Consider the following 19447-nt stretch of genomic DNA (forward strand, 5'->3'; position numbering starts at 1 on the left):
AAATAGAGGTATTCAAGCCGCGATGTAACCGGGTGGCCGGCCCCCGGACCGTCGTGTGTCACGCACAAATTGGGGTCCCCGAATGTACCAATACGATCAGTACGACCAGACCATCGTCGATGAACGGGTTGCGCAGTACGCCGATCAGGTTCGCCGCCGCTTGTCGGGCGAATTGAGCGAAGAGGAGTTCCGTCCGCTGCGTCTGCAAAACGGCCTGTACTACCAGCGCCACGCGTACATGCACCGCATCGCGATTCCGTACGGCAACCTGCGCAGCGATCAGTTGCGCGTGCTCGCGCAGATCGCGCGCGAACACGACCGCGGCTACGGCCATTTCTCGACCCGCACGAACATCCAGTACAACTGGATCAAGCTCGAGGAAACGCCGGAAATTCTGCGCAAGCTCGCGTCCGTGCAGATGCACGGGATCCAGACCTCGGGCAACTGCATCCGCAACATCACCGCGGATCAATTCGCCGGCGTCGCGCCCGACGAAGTGGTCGATCCGCGTCCGTGGGCGGAAATCCTCCGCCAGTGGTCGACGTTCCACCCGGAATTCGCCTGGCTGCCGCGCAAATTCAAGATCGCCGTGTCGGGCTCGAAGGAAGACCGCGCGGCCGTGCAGATTCACGACATGGGCGTCTATCTGAAGAAGAACGCGCAAGGTGAACTGGTGGCGGACATCCTCGCGGGTGGCGGTCTCGGCCGCACGCCGATCGTCGGCGCGATCATCCGCCGCGATCTGCCGTGGCAGCATCTGCTGACCTACTGCGAAGCCGTGTTGCGCGTCTACAACCGCTACGGCCGCCGCGACAACATGTACAAGGCGCGGATCAAGATCCTCGTGAAGGCGCTGTCGCCGGAGAAATTCTCCGCCCAGGTGGAGGAGGAGTGGCAGCACCTGAAGGACGGTCCTTCGACGCTCACCCAGGCCGAAGTGGACCGCGTCGCACAGTACTTTGCTCCTCCCGCTTACGAGAAGCTGCCGGACACCGACGCGTCGTTCGAAAAGCATCTGCTCGAGAACCGCGGGTTCGCGCGCTGGGTCGAGCGTAACGTGCGTCCGCACAAGGTGGCGGGCTATGCATCGGTGACGCTGTCGCTGAAGCCCACCACGATCGCCCCGGGCGACGCAACCGACGCGCAGATGGAAGCGGTCGCCGACTGGGCCGACGAATACTCGTTCGGCAAGGTCCGTGTGTCGCATGAACAGAATCTGATTCTTGCCGACGTCAAGAAGTGCAATCTGTTCGCGCTGTGGGAAAAGGCCAAGTCGCAGGGCTTCGCGACGCCGAACATCGGCTTGCTGACCGACATCATCGCTTGCCCGGGCGGCGATTTCTGCTCGCTCGCGAATGCGAAGTCGATTCCGATCGCGCTCGCGATCCAGGAACGCTTCAACGATCTCGACTACGTGTACGACCTCGGCGACGTGTCGCTGAACATCTCGGGCTGCATCAACGCGTGCGGTCACCACCACGTCGGCAACATCGGCATTCTGGGCGTCGACAAGGACGGCTCCGAGTGGTACCAGGTGACGCTAGGCGGCGAGCAGGGCACGGGCGCGAGCGGCGCGCATCTTGGCCGCGTGATCGGCCCGTCGTTCTCGGCGGAGGAAATGCCGGACGTGATCAGCAAGGTGATCGACACCTTCGTGGAAAACCGTCAGGAAGGCGAGCGTTTCATCGATACGTACAGCCGTATCGGCATCACTCCGTTCAAGGAGCGCGTGTACGCCGCGCGTCAACCGGCTCACGCGTAACCGCGCAAAGGATACTGGACAGATGGCTTCTATCATCAAGAATCGCGCGATCGTCAACGACGACTGGACGCTCGTGCGCCCGGCCGAAGACGGCACGTTGCCGGCGGTGAGCGAACTGCCGGCCGGCAAGGTGCTGGTCCCGCTCGCGCTGTGGCAGCTCGAACGCGATGCGCTGGTCGCGTCGCGCGGTGCCGCCGAGATCGGCGTGTGGCTCGCGCCGGACAGCGAACCGGCCGATATCGCCGGTGACTTCGACCAGATCGCACTCGTCGCGGTGGATTTCCCGGTGTTCCGCGACGGCCGCGGCTACAGCATCGGCCGCCTGCTGCGCGAGCGCTATGGCTACAAGGGCGAGCTGCGCGCGATCGGCGACGTGCTGCGCGATCAGATCACGTTTATGTTTCGCTGCGGTTTCGACTCGTATGCACTGCGCGCCGACAAGGACATCAACGATGCGCTGAAAGCATTCGACGATTTCAGCGTGCAGTACCAGGGCGCGGTCGATACGCCGCCGCTGTTCCGCCGCCGTGCCGCGCAGGCAGCGGCGCAAACCGCCGCGGGCAAGGTCCCGGCATGAGCGCGGTGCCATCGTTGAGCCCGGAACTTGCCGCGAAGGTCGAGCGCCTCGATACGCTGCTCGATTCGATCGCCGCGCGCCACGCGAATGTGAAGCTCGCCAGCAGCCTCGCGGCCGAAGACATGCTGCTCACCCACGCGATCCTGTCGCGCGGCGTGAAGATCGGCATCTTCTCGCTGAACACCGGCCGCCTGCATGCCGAAACGCTGGGCATGCTCGAGCGCGTGAAGGCGCGCTACGGCTACGACATCGAACAGTTTCATCCGCAGCCCGCCGCGGTCGAGCGGTATGTGAGCGAGCACGGCCTGAATGCGTTTTACGAAAGCGTCGAGCTGCGCAAGCACTGCTGCGAAATCCGCAAGGTCGAACCGCTGAACCGCGCGCTCGCGGACGTGAGCGCGTGGGTCACGGGCCAGCGACGCGAACAGTCGGTCACGCGTGCCGAACTGCATGAGGAAGAGCACGACGGCGCGCGCGATATCGCCAAGTTCAACCCGCTCGCGGACTGGACTGAAACCGAGGTGTGGGATTATCTTAAGGCGTTCGATGTGCCGGTCAATCCGCTGCACGCGCGCGGTTATCCGAGCATCGGCTGTGAGCCGTGTACGCGCGCGATCCGCCCCGGCGAGGACAGCCGGGCGGGGCGCTGGTGGTGGGAGTCGCGTGACACCAAGGAATGCGGCCTGCATATCACCGCGATTACCCCGATTGCGGCCGAGCCCAGCGAAAAGGCGTCGGTCTGAGCGCCGCGCGCCGGATTGCGGCCCGGCCGAACGCCGCCGATACCGATCTGAATACTGCCGCCCGCGCGCAAGCGTTTGCCGGGCGCACCAACGAAGGACTCGCCATGAGCACCACGCTCGATTCGACTGTCAACGCTCCGCTCGCCAACAGGGCCAACCGGATGGATCACCTCGATTGGCTCGAAGCCGAGTCGATCCACATCCTGCGCGAACTGGTCGCCGAATGCAGCAAGCCGGCGCTGCTGTTTTCGGGCGGCAAAGATTCGGTGGTGGTGCTCGCGCTCGCGCTGAAGGCGTTCGGTCTCGGCGCGAACCGCAACACGCAGTTGCCGTTCCCGCTCGTGCATATCGACACCGGCCACAACTACGGCGAAGTAATCGATTTCCGCGATCGTCGCGCGAAGCAGATTGGCGCGGAACTCGTGGTTGGCCACGTCGAGGATTCGATCAGGCGCGGCACCGTGCGTCTGCGCCGCGAAACCGACTCGCGCAATGCCGCGCAGGCGGTCACGCTGCTGGAGACGATCGAGCAATACGGCTACACCGCGATGATCGGCGGCGCGCGCCGCGACGAAGAAAAGGCTCGAGCGAAGGAGCGCATCTTCTCGTTCCGCGATGAATTCGGCCAGTGGGACCCGAAGGCGCAGCGCCCGGAACTGTGGAGCCTGTACAACGCGCGTCTGCATAACGGCGAGCACTTGCGCGTGTTTCCGATTTCCAACTGGACCGAACTCGACGTGTGGCAGTACATCGCGCGCGAACAGCTCGAACTGCCGTCGATCTACTACGCGCATCAGCGCGAGATCGTGCGCCGCAACGGGCTGCTGGTGCCGGTCACGCCGCTCACGCCGATGCGCGAAGGCGAGACGAGCGAACAGGCGCTGGTGCGTTTCCGTACCGTTGGCGACATCAGCTGCACATGCCCGGTCGAAAGCGATGCCGACGATGTCGAGAAGATCATCGCCGAAACGGCCGTGACCGAGATCACGGAGCGCGGCGCGACGCGGATGGACGACCAGGTGTCCGAAGCGGCGATGGAACAGCGCAAGAAGCAGGGTTATTTCTAAGCACGCACACGAGGTAATGCAATCATGAGCAGCAGTATTCACCAACCAGAAGACCTCGGCGTGCTGCGTTTCATCACCGCGGGCAGCGTGGACGACGGCAAAAGCACGCTGATCGGCCGCCTGCTGTACGACAGCAAGGCGGTGCTGTCGGACCAGCTTTCCGCGCTGTCGCGCGCGAAGAACAAGCGCACCGTCGGCGACGAAATCGATCTGTCGCTGCTGACCGACGGCCTCGAAGCCGAGCGCGAGCAGGGCATCACGATCGACGTCGCGTATCGCTACTTCGCGACCGCCAAGCGCAAGTTCATCATCGCCGATACGCCGGGCCACGAGCAGTACACCCGCAACATGGTGACCGGCGCGTCGACCGCGCACGCGGCGATCATCCTTGTCGACGCGACGCGGGTGACGTTCGAGAACGGCCTTGCGCAACTGCTGCCGCAGACCAAGCGTCATAGCGCGATCGTGAAGTTGCTTGGGCTGCAACACATCATCGTCGCGATCAACAAGATGGATCTCGTCGACTACAGCGAAGCGCGCTTCAACGAGATTCGCGATGCGTATGTCGAACTCGCGCGCCACTTCGGTCTCGACGACGTGCGCTTCGTGCCGGTGTCGGCGCTGAAGGGCGACAACATCGTCACGGCCAGCGAGCGCATGCCGTGGTATGCGGGCGAGCCGCTGCTCGACGTGCTCGAAGCGCTGCCGGTCGAAATCGCGGGCGGCGACGCGCTGCGCTTTCCGGTGCAGTGGGTCGCGCGCCAGGACGGCAGCCAGGCCGACGATTTCCGCGGCTATATGGGCCGTGTCGAATCCGGCGAAGTGAAGCTCGGCGACACGATCGTCGTGCTGCCGGCCAATCGCGAAGCGACCGTCGCCGAAATCATCGCGCCGGTGCCGGGCGGTACCTCGCAGGTGGACCGCGCGTTCGCCGGTCAAACGGTCACGATCCGTCTCGCGCAAGACGTCGATGTGTCGCGTGGCGATACCTTCGTGCTGCGCGCCGACGCGCCGGAGCCGGCGAAGAAGCTCGAGGCGGACCTGTGCTGGTTCGACGACACGCCGCTGTCGACGCAGCGCAAGTATCTGCTGAAGCAGACCACCAACACGGTGTTTGCGAAGATCGGTGCGATCAGGGAAGTGCTCGACGTGCATACGCTGTCGCAGGCGGTGGACCGCAAGGAACTGGCGATGAACGACATCGGCCGGGTCGCGCTGACGTTGCAGAAGCCGCTCGTGTGCGACGCGTATGATTCGCACCAGGGTACCGGCGCGTTCGTGCTGATCGACGAAGCGACGAACCACACCGTCGCGGCCGGGATGATCCGCGCGTATTCCGCGTAAGCGCTGGCGCCAGGTTGCGCAACGGCGATTGCAGCAGGCGGCGCTTTGCGTGGCCGTGCAGGTTCCAACGAACAGGTTGATGCAAATGGGTAAGGTTTATCTGATCGGCGCCGGGCCCGGTGCCGCGGACCTGATTACGGTGCGCGGCGCGCGGCTGCTCGGCGCCGCCGACGTCGTGCTGCACGACGCGCTGGTCGAACCGGCGATGCTCGACTACGCTCCACCGCAAGCGAAGCGTATCGCGGTCGGCAAGCGTTGCGGACAGTTGTCGACGGCTCAGCAGTTCATCAGCAAGCAGATCGTCGATGCGGCGCTCGAACACCAGGTAGTGGTGCGTCTGAAGGGCGGCGATCCGATGCTGTTCGGCCGCGCGGACGAAGAAATGCGCGCGCTCGAAGCCGCAGGCATCGATTATGAAGTCGTGCCGGGTATCACCGCCGCGCTGGCGAGCGCAGCGTCGCTGAAGCGCTCGCTGACGCTGCGCGGCGTATCGCGCAGCGTCGCACTAGCCACGTTCAGCCGCGCGCCCGGTTCCGATGAGATCCGCGAGCAGGTCAACGCTGACTCACTGGTGTTCTATATGGGACGCGATAGCGGCGTCGAGATCGCTCAGCAACTGATCGATGCCGGCAAGCCGGTGACGACGCCGGTTGCGATCGTCGAAGCATGCAGCACCGAGCGCGAACGCATGCTCACGCTGACGCTCGACGAACTCGCGGCTGGCAAAGCACAGCGTTGGGTAGATGCGTCGCAGCCGAGTCTGTTGATGATCGGCGAAGCGTTCGCGGCGCGGCAGATCGAGGCAGAGGGTTCTTCTGGCGGCCTGCTGGTCGCCGCGTGAAGTCTGTCGAGTTGTACCGATGTTTTTTCTGTTCGGCCGTCGCGCGGTGCGCCGGCCGATAGTCTCGGCACACCGCGCAAATGGGCCAGCCGCTGATGTGCGGCGAATCTCCGGCTCCTTGATTCCTGATTGAATTCGCTACAGCAGTGAACGCGCGTCTCAGCGACGCGAATTAAATCTGCCGCAAGCAATACTGCGCGAGCGCATCCAGCACCGCATCATCCTCGCCGACGGCGACCGCGCAACGAATCTCGACGCCGGGATGAGTGGCACGGCACTGATCGATGATCGCGGGCAAATCCGTGCGCACATGCCCGCCTTGTCCGAAGAACACCGGTACCACGGTAATCGCGTCACAACGTTGCGCCACGAGTTGCGCCACGGCCGTGGGTAAATCAGGCTCCATCAACTCGAGAAACGCCAGTACCACCGCTTGCGCTTCACCAGTCGATGCGCGCGCCGCACGCAGCTTGCCGGCGAGCCGTTCGAACGGCTCGCGCCAGCGCGCGTCGCGCGCGCCGTGGCCGAACAGAATCAGTCCGTGCATAGCCAACGCCTCACCTCCCGATGCCTGACCTCGATTTCAGTGCCGGTCGACCCATTTCAGGCCGACGAGCCCGAGCACAAGATACACGAGCCCAGGCGTCGCCGCCGTCAATGGCGCAGGCCACGTATTGAGCGTGCCGATGTGCGAGAACAGTGTGTTGAACAGCTGGAAGCTCATGCCGAGCATGATGCCCCCGAACACCTTCATGCCGACCACGCCGGCGCGCGTATGCAGATACGCGAACGGCAGCGACAGCACCAGCATCACGAATACCGCAAACGGATACAGCACCTTGCGCCACAGCGCGATTTCATAGCGCTGCGTGTCCTGATGATTCTCGGTCAGATGCTGGATGTAGCGGAACAGGTTGAACATCGACATGCGGTCCGGCGACACCAGCAGCACCGATAGGATCTGCGGCGTCAGTTCGGAGCGCAGCGAGTATTCCGGCAGGGTGACCTGATTCGCGCGATAGACCGGGTTCAGCGCATCGGCCGGTGCGCCTGAAGGCGGGGGCACGTCGATCAGCTGTGTATCGGTCACGCCGGTCAGCAGCCAGTGGCCCGGCGGCTGATAGCGACCGCTTTGCGCAATGCGCACGTTCGAGAGGCGGAATTTCGAATCGAACTCGTAGATGCGCACATTGCTGATCGTCGCGTCCGGCTTCAGTTCGCCGACGTTGACGAAGCGCGTGACCTGCTCGCCATCGGCGCGCTCGGTCAGCGTGTCCTTCACCCATACGCCCGACTGGAAATTGCTCGACACCGACGAGCCGAGCGCCTCGAGGCGCACCCGCTCGGACAGTTGATCCGTGTACGGGCCGACTACTTCGCCGATCAGATAGGTGACGATCACCAGCGGAATACCGATCTTCAGCAGCGAGCGCAGCGCCTGGTTGGTCGCGAGGCCCGACACGCGGAAGATCGTGTATTCGGAGTTCGCCGCCATCTGCGCGAACACGTAGATCGCGCTGATCAGCGCCGCGACCGGAATGATCTCGTAGAAGCGCGACGGCGTTTGCAGCGCGACGCGCAGCACCGCGTACTGGAATTTATAGTTGCCGTGGCCGACCGAATTCAGTTCATTGATCAGGTCGAAGAAAAAGAACAGACCCGAAAACGCAAACAGAATGAAGATGAACGTGAGATAGATCTGACGCGCGAAATACCTTTCATAGATGCGCATCGCTCAGGCTCCCTGCGAACGGCTGAACATCGCGCGCGTGAACAGCGGCCGGTTGCGCACCCGCAGCCAGAAGATGAACGCGACGATACCCAGGACGATTACGTGCAGGCACACGAGCCCGACGCCGAACGACAGCTTGCCCTGCTCGATCCACGCCTGCACGACGTTCAGCAGATTCGAATACGTGAGGTAGATCAGCACGGCCATCACGAGGTTGATCGTGCGGCTGCGGCGCGGATTCTGGTGAGCAAGCGGAATCGCGAGCAGCATCAGGTTGATCGCGATCAGCGGCAGCCCGGCGCGCCATGCGAATTCGGCGAGATTATCTTTGGTGGGATTGCGCAGCAGTGTGAGCGTCGGCGTGCCGGTGGTGGTCGGCGTATTGATGACCGGCTGGCTCTGGATCTTCACGCCGTAGCGCTCGAACTCCATGATGCGGAAATCCGGGTGGCCGGGTTCGCCGTCGTAGCGGCGGCCGTTCTCGAGCACGACAAAGCGGTCGCCGTTCTTGTGCGTCTCGACGTGGCCGTTCTTCGACACCACCACGTTGACCTTGCCGCCCTCGGTGCTGGTGACGAAGACGTTCTCGACGTGTCCCTGGTCGGGCGACATTCTTTCGATGAAAAACACGCGGTGCGTGGTGGGCGATTCGCGGAACTGCCCGGGCGCCAGCAGCGAAACTTCGTCGCGCTGCTGGAAACGCGCGCGGATCAGCTTGCTCTGCTGGTTCGACCACGGCCAGCCGACGAACACGAAGAACATGATCAGGATGATGATCGGCGTCGCGAAGATGCCGATCGGCTTGATGAATTGCGTGAGGCTCACGCCCGAGGACAGCCACACGACCATCTCGGAGTCTTTGTACCAGCGCGTGAGCACGAACAGGATCGACACGAACAGTGTGGCGACGAGCATGATGGCCAGGTAGCCGATCACGGTGAGGCCGATCAGGACCAGCACGTCGCGCGGGTCGATCTCGCCCTGGGCGGCGAAGCCGACGATACGGATCATCATCGTCGTCAGCACGAGCGTGAGGAGAACCATGAACACGGCGCCAGCCGTGTACGCGAGTTCGCGCTGGAGAGAGCGTTCGAAGATCATTGGTGATGACGAGAGGGGGCGCTCACAGCAGCGCGCGGGATGGTTCCCGTCACGCCTCCGGTGCAGCCGCCGCGGGAAAAATAGCGGATAATTGCGGCTTTCATCCTAAGCCCAGATTTTATCCGAGGACAAGCGCGATGGACTTTAGCATAAAAGCCTGTGATTGGACCAAAGGCTCGACGAACGGCTTCCTGACGGGGAAATCCGATTGCATCGTGATTGGCGTGTTCGAGTCGCAAACCCTGTCGGGCGCCGCGCTGGAGATCGATGCGGCCACCAAGGGGCTGCTCACGCGCATCATCAAGGCCGGCGATATGGACGGCAAGGCCGGCACTACGCTGTTCCTGCACGAAGTCTCGGGCATCGGCGCATCGCGCGTGCTGCTCGTGGGCCTCGGTAAACAGGATGCTTTCAGCCAGAAAGCCTACGGCGATGCGGTGCGCGCCGCGTGGCGCGCGCTGCTCGGCACCAAGATCGTCCAGGTCACCTTCACGCTCGCGCAACTGCCGGTGCTCGAGCGCGCGTCCGACTGGGGCGTGCGCGCCGCGATCCTCGCGCTGCGCGAGCTGACCTACCGCTTCACGCAGATGAAGAGCAAGCCGGATAACTCGCCGCGCGCGTTGAAGCGCATCGTGTTCAGCGTCAACACAGGCGACGACAAGGCCGCCAAGCTCGCCGCCAGGCAGGGCGCGGCGCTCGCCAACGGCATGGACCTGACCCGCGACGTCGGCAATCTCCCGAGCAACGTCTGCACGCCGACCTACCTCGCGAACACCGCGAAGAAGCTCGCGAAGGACTGGAAGCTGAAGGTCGAGGTGCTCGGCGAGAAGCAGTGCGAGGCGCTGAAGATGGGCTCGTTCCTGTCGGTCACCGCGGGCTCGACCGAGCCGGCGCAGTTCATCGTGCTGCAGTACCAGGGCGGTGCCGCGAAGGCCGCGCCGGTGGTGCTGGTCGGCAAGGGCGTCACGTTCGACACCGGCGGCATTTCTCTGAAGCCGGGCGAGGGCATGGACGAGATGAAGTACGACATGTGCGGTGCCGGCTCGGTGCTCGGCACGCTGCGCGCGGTCGCCGAAATGGGCCTGAAGATCAACGTGGTCGGCATCATCCCGGCGGTCGAGAACATGCCGTCGGGCACCGCCACGAAGCCGGGCGATATCGTCACGAGCATGAAGGGCATCACGATCGAGGTGCTCAACACCGACGCGGAGGGCCGTCTGATCCTGTGCGACGCGCTCACTTACGCAGAGCGCTTCAAGCCTGCAGCGGTGATCGATATCGCGACGTTGACGGGCGCCTGCATCATCGCGCTCGGCCATCACAACAGCGGACTGTTCTCGAAGAACGACGCGCTTGCCGGCGAACTGCTCGATGCATCGCGCGAAGCATCCGATCCGGCATGGCGCCTGCCGCTCGACGACGAGTACCAGGAACAGCTGAAGTCGAACTTCGCGGACGTCGCGAATATCGGCGGACGTCCGGCGGGCAGCGTGACCGCGGCGTGCTTCCTGTCGCGTTTCACCGATGCCTACCCGTGGGCGCATCTCGACATCGCCGGCACCGCGTGGAAGAGCGGCGCGGCCAAGGGTGCCACCGGCCGGCCGGTGCCGCTGCTCGCGCAGTTCCTGATCGACCGCGCCGGGCAATGACGCAGTGCGGTAGACGCGCGCAACCAGCGCGGCGGCAAGCGACGCGGCAAACAGTGCGGCAAGCGACGCGGCAAGCGGTGCGGAGCGGCCGATGACGAGAATCGACTTTCACTCGAACGTCGGCGATTCGCTGGCGTACGCGTGCCGCCTCGTACGCAAGGCGTACCTGGCGGGCCAGCCGCTCGTCGTGCTGGCCGAGCCCGCGCGCCTGCGCGCGTTCGACGAGCAACTGTGGACCTTCTCACCGCTCGATTTCGTGCCGCACTGCATGGCGGGTACGCCCCTTGCAGCCCAAACGCCGGTGGTGCTGGCAGAGAATCTCGACGACGTGCCGCATCATCAGGTGCTGCTCAATCTCGGCGCGACGGTGCCGGCGCAGTTCGCCCGCTTCGAAAGATTGCTCGAAGTGGTCGGTAACGCACACGAGGAGCTTGCCGCGGGGCGTGAACGCTATCGTTTCTATCGGGATCGCGGCTATGCTTTGAACAACTACAAGCAGGGCGGCTAGGCTTCTTTTGTTCCGCTTCGCGGTGTCCGCGAGGTCTACCCGGCTGGGTCAGATCGTCAGCCGTTATTGACGGCCGATGACGGCTCGCCGCGAGCACCGGGTGCGACACAGAGGCGGCCTGCCTCGGCTTCGACTCAAACACGGAGAGCGCACGTGTCAGATCCCAACGACGATTCGATTCCGGTTCTGCACCAAGTCCTGGTGCCGGGCCGCGCGCCGCAGACCCGCGATGTGTCGGGCGCCGCTGCCACACCAGCGGGCCAGCCGACCGCCGGTTCCGCCCCGCAGGCCCCGACGCCCCTCGACGCGGGCATGCGCCGCGACCCGGCGTTTGCACCGCAGCCAGCGCATGCGGCGCAGCCGCCGCTGTCGCCCGAGCCCGAGCCCGTGCTGGCGCCGCAGCCGGTGCTGACACCGGAAGAACTCGCCACACCGGAGCCGGTGCTTGCGCCGCAGCCTCTGCCTAACCCCGACCCCGCGAATGTCCCGGTGCACGACCCCGCAATGGCATCGGCGCCGCAATCCGCGCCTCCGGTCATGCCCGTTTCAAATACCGCTGCGCAGGCCGAGCTCTATCGGCCGCATGTCGCCGACCATACGCACGCGAAAACGCGCCCGCGTCCGCATCATGGCGTTCATGTGCGCCATGGCCACGATGACGTCCATGAAGAAATGGAGGTATCGCCCGGGGTGTTCGACCGAGGCGAGCCGCCCGTCCCGGTGGAGGCGGGTGCAACCGTGCCGCCGGATTTCGATTACGAAGCGGAGCATGACGCCGCCCACGGACTGGGTCACGACACGACGCGTAAAACCGAGGCATCGCCCCCCGTGGACGCCGAACTCGTCGCCGAACGCTTGCGCGCGCGAGTGACCGGCTTTCTGACGGGCGACGGACGGGGCATCATCGAGGCGCGCTGTCGCGACGCGTTGCAGCAGCATACGAGTCTTCTCGTGGATCAGATCACAACGGAAGTCGTGCGCACACTCGAAACCGAAATGACCGGCTGGGTGCGAGAAGCAGTGGAAGATGAGATTGCACGGCGCTCGGGCCGCGCGTGAGTCCGCTGTCGAGGGGCGGTATGCGCGCGGTATCGAAGCAGTGTCGGTCGACGACGAGTTGATGCCCGCTTGTGTGCGACGCACCTTGATCGGCCACCGGCCCGCTATTTGAGCGTCAACACCCAGGCCGCGAGCGTGGCCGCCTGATCGGGCGTGAGCTGGGTATTCGCGGGCATCGGCACCGTGCCCCATACACCCGTGCTGCCGTCGAGAATCTTGCGCTTCAGATACGCGGCCGCGTCCTCGTGTCCCGCATATTTCACGGCGACGTCGTGCAGCGCGGGCCCCATGAACGGGCGCGTGATCGAATGGCAGCTCATACAGTTCATCCGCTGGGCGAGCGCGAGGCCGGTGGCGGCCTCGGCATAGACGGCGCGACTGGCGGCGCTCAATGTAATGGCGAGCGCAACAGCGGCTGATACGGCTGCATACGACATCGATTTCATTATGGTCTCCGCCGGTGCGGATGCCCGGCTCGTGGTGCACGCATTATAAGAGCAAAGGGGCGCACGATTTCTCATGCGCCCCTTCGCCATTTTGCGCAGGCCGGCGGCCGGCCTCGGACCGGCTCGTACTACCAGGTTCTCACTCTGTTGGCGAGTCAGATCAACCCGTCACCGCGCCGCGGTTAGCCGGCTGCGCGAGCGCGAAATACTTCGCCATCACACCGCGCGTATAACGTGGCTTCGGCGCCTGCCACGCGGCGCGGCGGCGCTGCAGTTCAGCGTCGTCGACGTTCAGTTGCAACAGCAGCTTGTGCGCGTCGATCGTGATCGAGTCGCCTTCTTGCACCAGCGCGATCGTGCCGCCGACGAACGCTTCCGGTGCGACGTGCCCGACCACCATCCCCCACGTGCCGCCCGAGAATCGGCCGTCGGTGATCAGGCCGACCGACTCGCCGAGCCCCTTGCCGATGATCGCCGAGGTTGGCGCCAGCATCTCCGGCATGCCGGGGCCGCCCTTGGGCCCGAGGTAGCGCAGCACCACGATGTCGCCGGCGACGATCCGGTCCGCGAGGATCGCTTCGAGCGCGCTCTGCTCGTCATCGAATACCCGCGCCGGCCCGGTGATGACCGGGTTCTTCAGGCCGGTGATCTTGGCTACCGCGCCGTCCTCGGCGAGATTGCCCTTCAGGATCGCGAGATGGCCTTCCTTGTAAAGCGCCTTCTCGATCGGGAAGATCACCTGCTGATCGGCGCGCGGCTTGGCCGGCACGTCCTTCAGCTCGTCGGCGAGCGTGCGTCCGGTGATCGTCAGGCAATCGCCGTGCAGCATGCCGGCGTCGAGGAGAATCTTCAGCACCTGCGGAATGCCACCCGCCTTGTGCAGGTCGGTCGCGACATACTGGCCCGACGGCTTCAGGTTGCAGATCACCGGTACTTTCTTGCGCATCCGCTCGAAGTCCTCGATCGTCCATTCGACCTCGGCCGCATGGGCGATCGCCAGATAGTGCAGCACCGCGTTGGTCGAGCCGCCGGTCGCCATGATCAGCGCGACCGCGTTTTCGATCGACTGCTTCGTGATGATGTCGCGCGGCTTCAGGTCTTTCTTCACCGCTTCGACCAGCACGCGCGCCGATTCGGCGGCCGAGTCGACTTTTTCCTGATCGGGATTGGCCATCGTCGATGAATACAGCAGCGACATGCCGAGCGCCTCGAACGACGAGCTCATCGTGTTGGCCGTGTACATGCCGCCGCACGAGCCTGTCGACGGGCACGCGTTCTTCTCGATTCCGTCGAAGTCCTCCTGCGACATGCGCCCCGCGGTGAATTCGCCGACTGCCTCGAACGACGATACGATCGTCAGATCGGTGCCTTTCCAGTTGCCGGGGCGAATCGTGCCGCCGTACACGTAGATGCCCGGCACGTTCATGCGCGCAAGACCGATCATGCCGCCCGGCATGTTCTTGTCGCAGCCGCCGATCACGACCACGCCGTCCATCCATTGCCCCTGCACGCAGGTCTCGATGCAGTCGGCGATCACCTCGCGCGACACCAGCGAGTACTTCATGCCTTCGGTGCCCATCGACATGCCGTCCGAGATCGTCGGCGTGCCAAAGGTCTGCGGATTCGCATCGGCCTGTTTGATCGCGACGACGGCCGCGTCGGCGAGGCGCTGCAGGCCGGCGTTGCACGGCGTGATCGTCGAATGGCCGTTGGCCACGCCGATCATCGGTTTGTCGAAATCTTCCTGCTGGTAGCCGAGCGCGTAGTACATCGAGCGGTTCGGCGAGCGCGCGACGCCTTGTGTGATGTTTTTCGAACGACGGTTGTATGCCATGGGAAAGCTCCAGTCTGTCTGTTTTTGTGGTGGTCCGTGCCGCGCGGGTGGCGCGTCGGCGCGGGCGGGAAACGCGCCCGGCGGGCAGGTCGATGCGTCGATGCATGTGCCGGCGGGTTCGGCGGCGGCGCATCCGTTCAGTGTAGTGCCGCGGTGCGTCGCGCGAACGCGGTTTTGCACGGTGGGCGTCGCGTGTATTATTCGCGCGTATCTCAGTCGCGAAATGTATTAACGATGCTGCCGACGATCCCCGACCTGCGCCAGTTGCGCTATTTCGTCACCGTCGCCGAAGAAAAACACTTCGGGCGCGCGGCCGTGCGTCTGTCGATGACGCAGCCGCCGCTGTCGCAGGCGATCCGCGCGCTCGAACAGACGCTCGGCGTCGAACTGTTCGCGCGCACCAAGCGCTCGGTCGAGCTGACGCCGGTCGGCGCCGATCTGCTGCCCGAGGTGCAGCGCCTGCTCGCAGCCGCCGAAGGGCTGCGGCCGCTCGCGCAAAGCCTCGCGCGCGGCGAGGCGGGCGTGCTGTCGCTCGCGTTTGTCTCGACCGCGGATTACGGCCTGCTGCCGCTGCTGCTGCGCGATTTCGGCGTGCGTCATCCGCGTGTGCGGCTCGAGTTGACCGAGGCGACCAGTGACGTGCAGGTCGACGAACTGGTCGCGGGACGCATCAACGCCGGCTTGGTGATTGCGCCACTGCCGCCGCGCCATGCGGCGCAACTGTCGTGGCTGCCGATCGCGCGCGAGCCGCTGATCATCGCGATGTCCACCGAGATGGCGCAGCGCGTGCCGGGTGCCGCCAGCAACGCCGAGCCCAACGGCGCTGTCGCCGAATGGCTCGACGCCCCGCTCAGCCTGCGCGATCTCGCCGACGCGCCTCTCGTGATCTTTCCGAGGCGTCTGGCGCCAGGCTTTTATGACATCATTATGGATTGCTACGGCGTCGCGGGCCTCACGCCGCGCATCGGCCAGGAGGCGATCCAGATGCAGACGATCGTCAGCCTCGTGTCGGCCGGCATGGGCGTCGCACTGGTGCCGCAATCGTTGCGTAATCTACGCCGCACTGGCGTCGTGTACCGGCCGCTGTCGGAGTCGGTGCCCGCGATCGAGACGGGTCTCGTCTGGCGCACGGACGAGGTGAGCCCGGTGCTCGCGGGTTTTATCGAAATCGTGCGTGCTCATGCGGCGACGGTCGCGGCGCTGCTTTGAACACCGTTTGGACCAGCCGTCCAGTGCATCCGCGTTCGCGCGGAGCGCTCGCCGCCCGATGACTTGCCTGACTCGCGTCCCCGATCCCACGTGGCCGATCGCGTTGCCGATTCTGGCGAGTGTGCCGCCGCCAAACCGCTTCTGAACCTGAACTGCCCATAACGACACGATGCTCATTCACCCGAATTTCGACCCCATCGCCATTCATCTGGGGCCGCTCGCCGTGCGCTGGTATGGCCTGATGTACCTCGTCGCGTTCATCGCGGCGATCGTCGTCGCGCGTCTGCGCCTGCGTTTGCCTTACGTTGCCGCGCAAGGCTGGACCGTCAAGGATATCGACGACATGCTGTTCTACGGCGTGCTGGGCACCATCCTCGGCGGCCGGCTCGGCTATGTGCTGTTCTACAAGGCGAGCTTCTATTTCGCGCATCCGCTCGACATCTTCAAGGTGTGGGAAGGCGGCATGTCGTTTCACGGCGGCTTTCTCGGCGTGACGTTCGCGATGGTGCTGTTCGCGTATCAACGCAAGCGCTCGTGGCTGCAGGTGACCGACTTCGTCGCACCGATGGTGCCGACCGGGCTCGCGGCGGGACGCCTCGGCAACTTTATCAACGGCGAGCTGTGGGGCCGCGTGACCGATCCATCGTCGCCATGGGCGATGATGTTTCCGGGCGCCGCGCCGGATGACGCCGCGTGGCTCGCCGCGCATCCGCAACAGGCCGCGCAATGGCATCTGAACGAAGTGTTCGCGCAATATCACATGCTGCCGCGGCATCCTTCGGAGCTGTATGAAATCGCGCTGGAAGGCTTCGTGCTGTTCTTCGTGCTGATCTTCTTCTCGCGTAAGCCGAAGCCGCTCGGCGCGATTTCGGCGATGTTCCTGATCGGCTATGGGCTCGCGCGTTTCACGGTCGAATTCGCGCGCGAGCCGGACGATTTCCTCGGCTTGCTCGCGATGGGCTTGTCAATGGGCCAATGGCTGTCGCTGCCGATGATTCTCGCGGGCATCGGTCTGATGGTGTGGGCGTATCGCCGTGCGCGCCGTGAGCCGGCGCAGGCGGTCGGCGCGAGCTGACGGTGAGCGAGCGCCCAATCGGCGACCAGCCTGAATGAAATGAAAACGCCACTGCATGAATCGATGCAGTGGCGTTTTTATTCGCACGTTGGAATGTCGACGCAGGCGCGGCCCGCGACGCACGTCACTTCATCTGCACCGACCCCGACACATTGACCGTCACTGTCGACGTGCCGCCCTCAAGTGGCATCGGCGCCATCTTCGCGTCGGAACCCATCGCGCGCGCGCTCATCATCATCACTGGACGCGGCATGATGTTGCCGCTGTGATTCACGTTCACGTCGCGAATCGAATAACCGCTAAAGCCGAATGCTTGCGACGAAGAGGCCGCCTGCTCGCGGAACGACTTGATCGCGTCGCCGGTGAGCCGCTGCTCGGCGGCGCGCTGCGCTTCCGGCGACAGCGAGAAGCTCACGTTACCCACCTGCATGATCGATGCCATTTGTCCGGCGAGCTTCGAGGCCGCGGCGAAATCGCGCGATTCGAGTACGACTTCGGTGCGGCCGCGCCACGTCGAAATGCGCCCGTCGCGGTCGGTCGACGGGAAGATCGCGAACGAGCCCGTGCGCGCGGTGACGCCGCTGACGCCGCGCGCTTTCTGCAACGCCGCGTCGGCGCGTTGGTTCAGCGTCGCCGTCAGCGAAGATGGATCGTTCGCTTCCTGCTCGTAAAACAACGTGATGTTGACGACGTCCTGCGGCACCTCCGCGCTCGCCTGCGCATTCAGCGACAGCACGCCCGATGGCTGCTGCATCGCGCCCTGCGCGTGAGCGAGGGCCGGGGTCAACGCGAGCGCGACAGGCGCGGTGCAGGCGATGGCGAGTGCGAGTGCCCGTGCGGCTTTTTTCGTCATTGTTCGACTCCTTGTTTGACAGGTTGGGCTCGATAGAGGCGAGCGCCAAATTGCGGCGCGACGTGGGTGACTAAGCTGGGAGTCGGGTTACGGATGATCAGGATTAGGCGCGGCGCACCGCGGCTTGGTTCCCTAATTCGACGTTCGCCGCCACATAGGCGAAAACGGCATACCCACGTTAGCCGGATTACGTCGCGCGCGTCAAACGCAGTGGAATGCCGAATCGCGTTTAAACCAGCTGTTTGGTGATGAAACGCCATTCGGATTCACTCACCGGCGTAATCGATAAGCGATTGCCTTTGGCGAGCACCCGCATGTCCTGCAATTGCGGATGCTCGCGCAGCGCGGCGAGTGGAATAAGCGGGATCTTCTTTTTGAAAACAACATCGACGAGAATCCAGCGCGGCGTTTCCGGCGACGATTTCGCATCGTAATACGTGCTCTTCTTATCGAACTGCGTCGGATCCGGATAGGGTGTGGACGACACTTCCGCGATGCCCGCAATGCCTGGCTCGGGGCAGCTCGAATGATAGAACAGCACGCCATCGCCGACCTGCATGATGTCGCGCATGAAATTGCGCGCCTGATAGTTGCGCACGCCAGTCCACGGCAACGTGCGATGCGGCGCGTTGGCGAGATCGTCGATGCTCGCTTCGTCCGGTTCGGACTTCATCAGCCAGTAGCGCATGAATCGGAGTGAGCGTGTGAGATTGAACGACACGCGGCAACAGCAGGCGCGTGCAGAAAAGCCCTTGAAAAAGGCACTCAAACGAAAAACGACCGCCAAATAAAAACGGCATCGAACCGAAGTCCGACGCCGTTCCAGATAAGGTCCCCGCCTTAGCCGCTAGGCCGGCATCCTGAACCGAGGGTTCAGAATTGGTCGCAGTTAGCAACACTTCGGGTACATCAGACAGAGTGACGCGCACGCCCGTGCTACAAATTTCCGCAACCGTGCACATGGCATTGGTTCAAGGAATATATGACCTTGGCGAACCAGGCAGGGAAGCTAAACCGATGAAGCTTAAGCGATTGAACTCAAACGTTTGCCGAGGTTTGCTCGCGTACTTCGTTTGAATCCGCAGCCGATCTCGGGACCGGCCGGCAGATAGTTACTGCATGCTGTACTGCTCGATCACAGTACCCAGTTGTTCGTTCATTTGCTGCATTGTACGCCGGATTTCCTCAGCGGAAAATGCTTCTCCGTGTCGAACGCTGGATTGCAGCCTAAGCAGTTCCGATGCCAGCGACAGCGCAGCCATGACAGCAATGCGATCCGTGCCGCGCACGTTGCTGTTATTGCGGATCTTCGACATTTCAGCGTCGACGCGAGCGACCGCTTCGAGCAGCGCGCCTTCCGTTTCCGGCGAGCATGCGAGACGATAGGGCACGTCGAGGATCGAGACTTCGATCTGCTTGGTGGTCATGCATTTTCTCCGTGGCGGGTAACGTCGCTCTCCGCTTCGACTGCGTGCTGAGCGGGCTCGAGCAGATCGAGCTGGTTATCCGGTTCGCTGCTCGCGCGCGCCCGCGGCAGTTTTTCGAGAATCGCATTCAGGCGCACCTGAGCGTCGTCGATCTTGGCGGACAGCGTGTCGCGTTCCGCTTGCAGTGCATCGCGCTCTTCGCGCAACTGGGCAAGTTCGG

General features: G+C 64.1%; 19 protein-coding genes, 1 other RNA gene and 1 pseudogene. 11 read left to right on the forward strand and 10 right to left on the reverse strand.

Annotation, left to right across the window (positions count from 1 at the left end; all coding sequences use genetic code 11):
• The first annotated feature begins 82 nt into the window (after positions 1–82).
• From VGH68_RS20930 to cobA, 6 genes are all read left to right on the forward strand, one after another.
• On the forward strand, positions 83–1762 hold the full coding sequence (locus tag VGH68_RS20930; protein ID WP_331605609.1) for a nitrite/sulfite reductase: 1680 nt from the start codon (positions 83–85) through the stop codon (positions 1760–1762).
• 22 nt (positions 1763–1784) lie between these two features.
• Positions 1785–2339: a DUF934 domain-containing protein gene (locus tag VGH68_RS20935; RefSeq protein ID WP_331605610.1), complete on the forward strand. Its 555-nt coding sequence runs from the start codon at positions 1785–1787 to the stop codon at positions 2337–2339.
• Positions 2336–3082, forward strand: a complete 747-nt coding sequence (locus VGH68_RS20940; RefSeq protein ID WP_331605611.1) for a phosphoadenylyl-sulfate reductase — start codon at positions 2336–2338, stop codon at positions 3080–3082. Before VGH68_RS20935 ends, VGH68_RS20940 begins: the two co-directional genes overlap by 4 nt.
• A 104-nt stretch (positions 3083–3186) precedes the next feature.
• Entirely contained in the window at positions 3187–4149 is a 963-nt protein-coding gene (gene cysD, locus VGH68_RS20945) for a sulfate adenylyltransferase subunit CysD (RefSeq protein WP_331605612.1), read from the forward strand.
• 24 nt (positions 4150–4173) lie between these two features.
• The gene (locus VGH68_RS20950) at positions 4174–5493 is read left to right on the forward strand and encodes a sulfate adenylyltransferase subunit 1 (protein WP_331605613.1); all 1320 of its coding nucleotides are present in this window, start codon (positions 4174–4176) and stop codon (positions 5491–5493) included.
• 85 nt (positions 5494–5578) lie between these two features.
• On the forward strand, positions 5579–6334 hold the full coding sequence (gene cobA / locus VGH68_RS20955) for a uroporphyrinogen-III C-methyltransferase (protein ID WP_331605628.1): 756 nt from the start codon (positions 5579–5581) through the stop codon (positions 6332–6334).
• A gap of 172 nt (positions 6335–6506) precedes the next feature.
• Here cobA and VGH68_RS20960 read toward each other — a convergent pair whose 3' ends face one another.
• From VGH68_RS20960 to lptF, 3 genes are read right to left on the reverse strand one after another with little or no spacing between them, the layout of a single operon-like run.
• Positions 6507–6887: a CbiX/SirB N-terminal domain-containing protein gene (locus VGH68_RS20960; RefSeq protein ID WP_331605614.1), complete on the reverse strand. Its 381-nt coding sequence runs from the start codon at positions 6885–6887 to the stop codon at positions 6507–6509.
• A 30-nt stretch (positions 6888–6917) separates the two neighbouring features.
• Positions 6918–8066: an LPS export ABC transporter permease LptG gene (gene lptG, locus VGH68_RS20965; RefSeq protein ID WP_331605615.1), complete on the reverse strand. Its 1149-nt coding sequence runs from the start codon at positions 8064–8066 to the stop codon at positions 6918–6920.
• Between the two features lie 3 nt (positions 8067–8069).
• Complete coding sequence (gene lptF / locus VGH68_RS20970; protein WP_331605617.1) at positions 8070–9167, reverse strand: LPS export ABC transporter permease LptF; 1098 nt, start codon at positions 9165–9167, stop codon at positions 8070–8072.
• Positions 9168–9304: 137 nt separating this feature from the next.
• Here lptF and VGH68_RS20975 point away from each other — a divergent pair, with 137 nt between their 5' ends.
• The 3 genes from VGH68_RS20975 (at position 9305) to VGH68_RS20985 (ending at position 12383) form a co-directional block, all read left to right on the forward strand.
• Positions 9305–10816 carry a leucyl aminopeptidase gene (locus VGH68_RS20975; RefSeq protein ID WP_331605618.1) on the forward strand — a complete coding sequence of 504 codons (1512 nt, stop codon included), beginning with the start codon at positions 9305–9307 and terminating at the stop codon, positions 10814–10816.
• 91 nt (positions 10817–10907) lie between these two features.
• Positions 10908–11324 (forward strand): DNA polymerase III subunit chi, encoded by a 417-nt coding sequence (locus tag VGH68_RS20980; RefSeq protein ID WP_331605619.1) that lies wholly within the window; start codon positions 10908–10910, stop codon positions 11322–11324.
• Between the two features lie 153 nt (positions 11325–11477).
• Complete coding sequence (locus tag VGH68_RS20985) at positions 11478–12383, forward strand: DUF2486 family protein (protein WP_331605620.1); 906 nt, start codon at positions 11478–11480, stop codon at positions 12381–12383.
• A gap of 104 nt (positions 12384–12487) precedes the next feature.
• Here VGH68_RS20985 and VGH68_RS20990 read toward each other — a convergent pair whose 3' ends face one another.
• Together VGH68_RS20990 and ilvD are read right to left on the reverse strand one after the other, a co-directional pair.
• Positions 12488–12829 (reverse strand): c-type cytochrome, encoded by a 342-nt coding sequence (locus VGH68_RS20990; protein WP_331605621.1) that lies wholly within the window; start codon positions 12827–12829, stop codon positions 12488–12490.
• A gap of 160 nt (positions 12830–12989) precedes the next feature.
• Positions 12990–14663, reverse strand: a complete 1674-nt coding sequence (ilvD, locus tag VGH68_RS20995) for a dihydroxy-acid dehydratase (protein WP_331605622.1) — start codon at positions 14661–14663, stop codon at positions 12990–12992.
• 234 nt (positions 14664–14897) lie between these two features.
• Between ilvD and VGH68_RS21000 the strand changes: the two genes are divergently transcribed.
• Positions 14898–15872 carry a LysR family transcriptional regulator gene (locus tag VGH68_RS21000; RefSeq protein WP_331605623.1) on the forward strand — a complete coding sequence of 325 codons (975 nt, stop codon included), beginning with the start codon at positions 14898–14900 and terminating at the stop codon, positions 15870–15872.
• A gap of 169 nt (positions 15873–16041) precedes the next feature.
• Entirely contained in the window at positions 16042–16947 is a 906-nt protein-coding gene (gene lgt / locus VGH68_RS21005; RefSeq protein WP_331605624.1) for a prolipoprotein diacylglyceryl transferase, read from the forward strand.
• Positions 16948–17071: 124 nt separating this feature from the next.
• Here the strand turns inward: lgt and VGH68_RS21010 are convergent, their stop codons facing one another.
• The 5 genes and pseudogenes from VGH68_RS21010 to VGH68_RS21030 all read right to left on the reverse strand — a co-directional run.
• The gene (locus VGH68_RS21010) at positions 17072–17800 is read right to left on the reverse strand and encodes an SIMPL domain-containing protein (protein WP_331605625.1); all 729 of its coding nucleotides are present in this window, start codon (positions 17798–17800) and stop codon (positions 17072–17074) included.
• A gap of 229 nt (positions 17801–18029) precedes the next feature.
• Complete coding sequence (locus tag VGH68_RS21015; protein WP_331605626.1) at positions 18030–18488, reverse strand: EVE domain-containing protein; 459 nt, start codon at positions 18486–18488, stop codon at positions 18030–18032.
• Positions 18489–18628: 140 nt separating this feature from the next.
• Positions 18629–18810, reverse strand: a non-coding RNA gene (ssrS, locus tag VGH68_RS21020) — 6S RNA.
• Between the two features lie 102 nt (positions 18811–18912).
• Positions 18913–19227: a cell division protein ZapA gene (locus tag VGH68_RS21025; protein ID WP_331605627.1), complete on the reverse strand. Its 315-nt coding sequence runs from the start codon at positions 19225–19227 to the stop codon at positions 18913–18915.
• Positions 19224–19447, reverse strand: a pseudogene (locus VGH68_RS21030) (ATPase); the annotation flags it as partial. The gene VGH68_RS21025 and the pseudogene VGH68_RS21030, both read right to left, overlap by 4 nt.

This window comes from Paraburkholderia sp. (assembly GCF_036488505.1).
Classification (GTDB): Bacteria; Pseudomonadota; Gammaproteobacteria; order Burkholderiales; family Burkholderiaceae; genus Paraburkholderia.

Coding starts and splice junctions, on each gene's coding strand:
- VGH68_RS20930 (WP_331605609.1), top strand. CDS start 83: ATGTACCAATACGATCAGTACGACCAGACCATCGTCGATGAACGGGTT.
- VGH68_RS20935 (WP_331605610.1), top strand. CDS start 1,785: ATGGCTTCTATCATCAAGAATCGCGCGATCGTCAACGACGACTGGACG.
- VGH68_RS20940 (WP_331605611.1), top strand. CDS start 2,336: ATGAGCGCGGTGCCATCGTTGAGCCCGGAACTTGCCGCGAAGGTCGAG.
- cysD (WP_331605612.1), top strand. CDS start 3,187: ATGAGCACCACGCTCGATTCGACTGTCAACGCTCCGCTCGCCAACAGG.
- VGH68_RS20950 (WP_331605613.1), top strand. CDS start 4,174: ATGAGCAGCAGTATTCACCAACCAGAAGACCTCGGCGTGCTGCGTTTC.
- cobA (WP_331605628.1), top strand. CDS start 5,579: ATGGGTAAGGTTTATCTGATCGGCGCCGGGCCCGGTGCCGCGGACCTG.
- lptG (WP_331605615.1), bottom strand. CDS start 8,066: ATGCGCATCTATGAAAGGTATTTCGCGCGTCAGATCTATCTCACGTTC.
- lptF (WP_331605617.1), bottom strand. CDS start 9,167: ATGATCTTCGAACGCTCTCTCCAGCGCGAACTCGCGTACACGGCTGGC.
- VGH68_RS20975 (WP_331605618.1), top strand. CDS start 9,305: ATGGACTTTAGCATAAAAGCCTGTGATTGGACCAAAGGCTCGACGAAC.
- VGH68_RS20980 (WP_331605619.1), top strand. CDS start 10,908: ATGACGAGAATCGACTTTCACTCGAACGTCGGCGATTCGCTGGCGTAC.
- VGH68_RS20990 (WP_331605621.1), bottom strand. CDS start 12,829: ATGAAATCGATGTCGTATGCAGCCGTATCAGCCGCTGTTGCGCTCGCC.
- ilvD (WP_331605622.1), bottom strand. CDS start 14,663: ATGGCATACAACCGTCGTTCGAAAAACATCACACAAGGCGTCGCGCGC.
- VGH68_RS21000 (WP_331605623.1), top strand. CDS start 14,898: ATGCTGCCGACGATCCCCGACCTGCGCCAGTTGCGCTATTTCGTCACC.
- lgt (WP_331605624.1), top strand. CDS start 16,042: ATGCTCATTCACCCGAATTTCGACCCCATCGCCATTCATCTGGGGCCG.
- VGH68_RS21010 (WP_331605625.1), bottom strand. CDS start 17,800: ATGACGAAAAAAGCCGCACGGGCACTCGCACTCGCCATCGCCTGCACC.
- VGH68_RS21015 (WP_331605626.1), bottom strand. CDS start 18,488: ATGCGCTACTGGCTGATGAAGTCCGAACCGGACGAAGCGAGCATCGAC.
- VGH68_RS21025 (WP_331605627.1), bottom strand. CDS start 19,227: ATGACCACCAAGCAGATCGAAGTCTCGATCCTCGACGTGCCCTATCGT.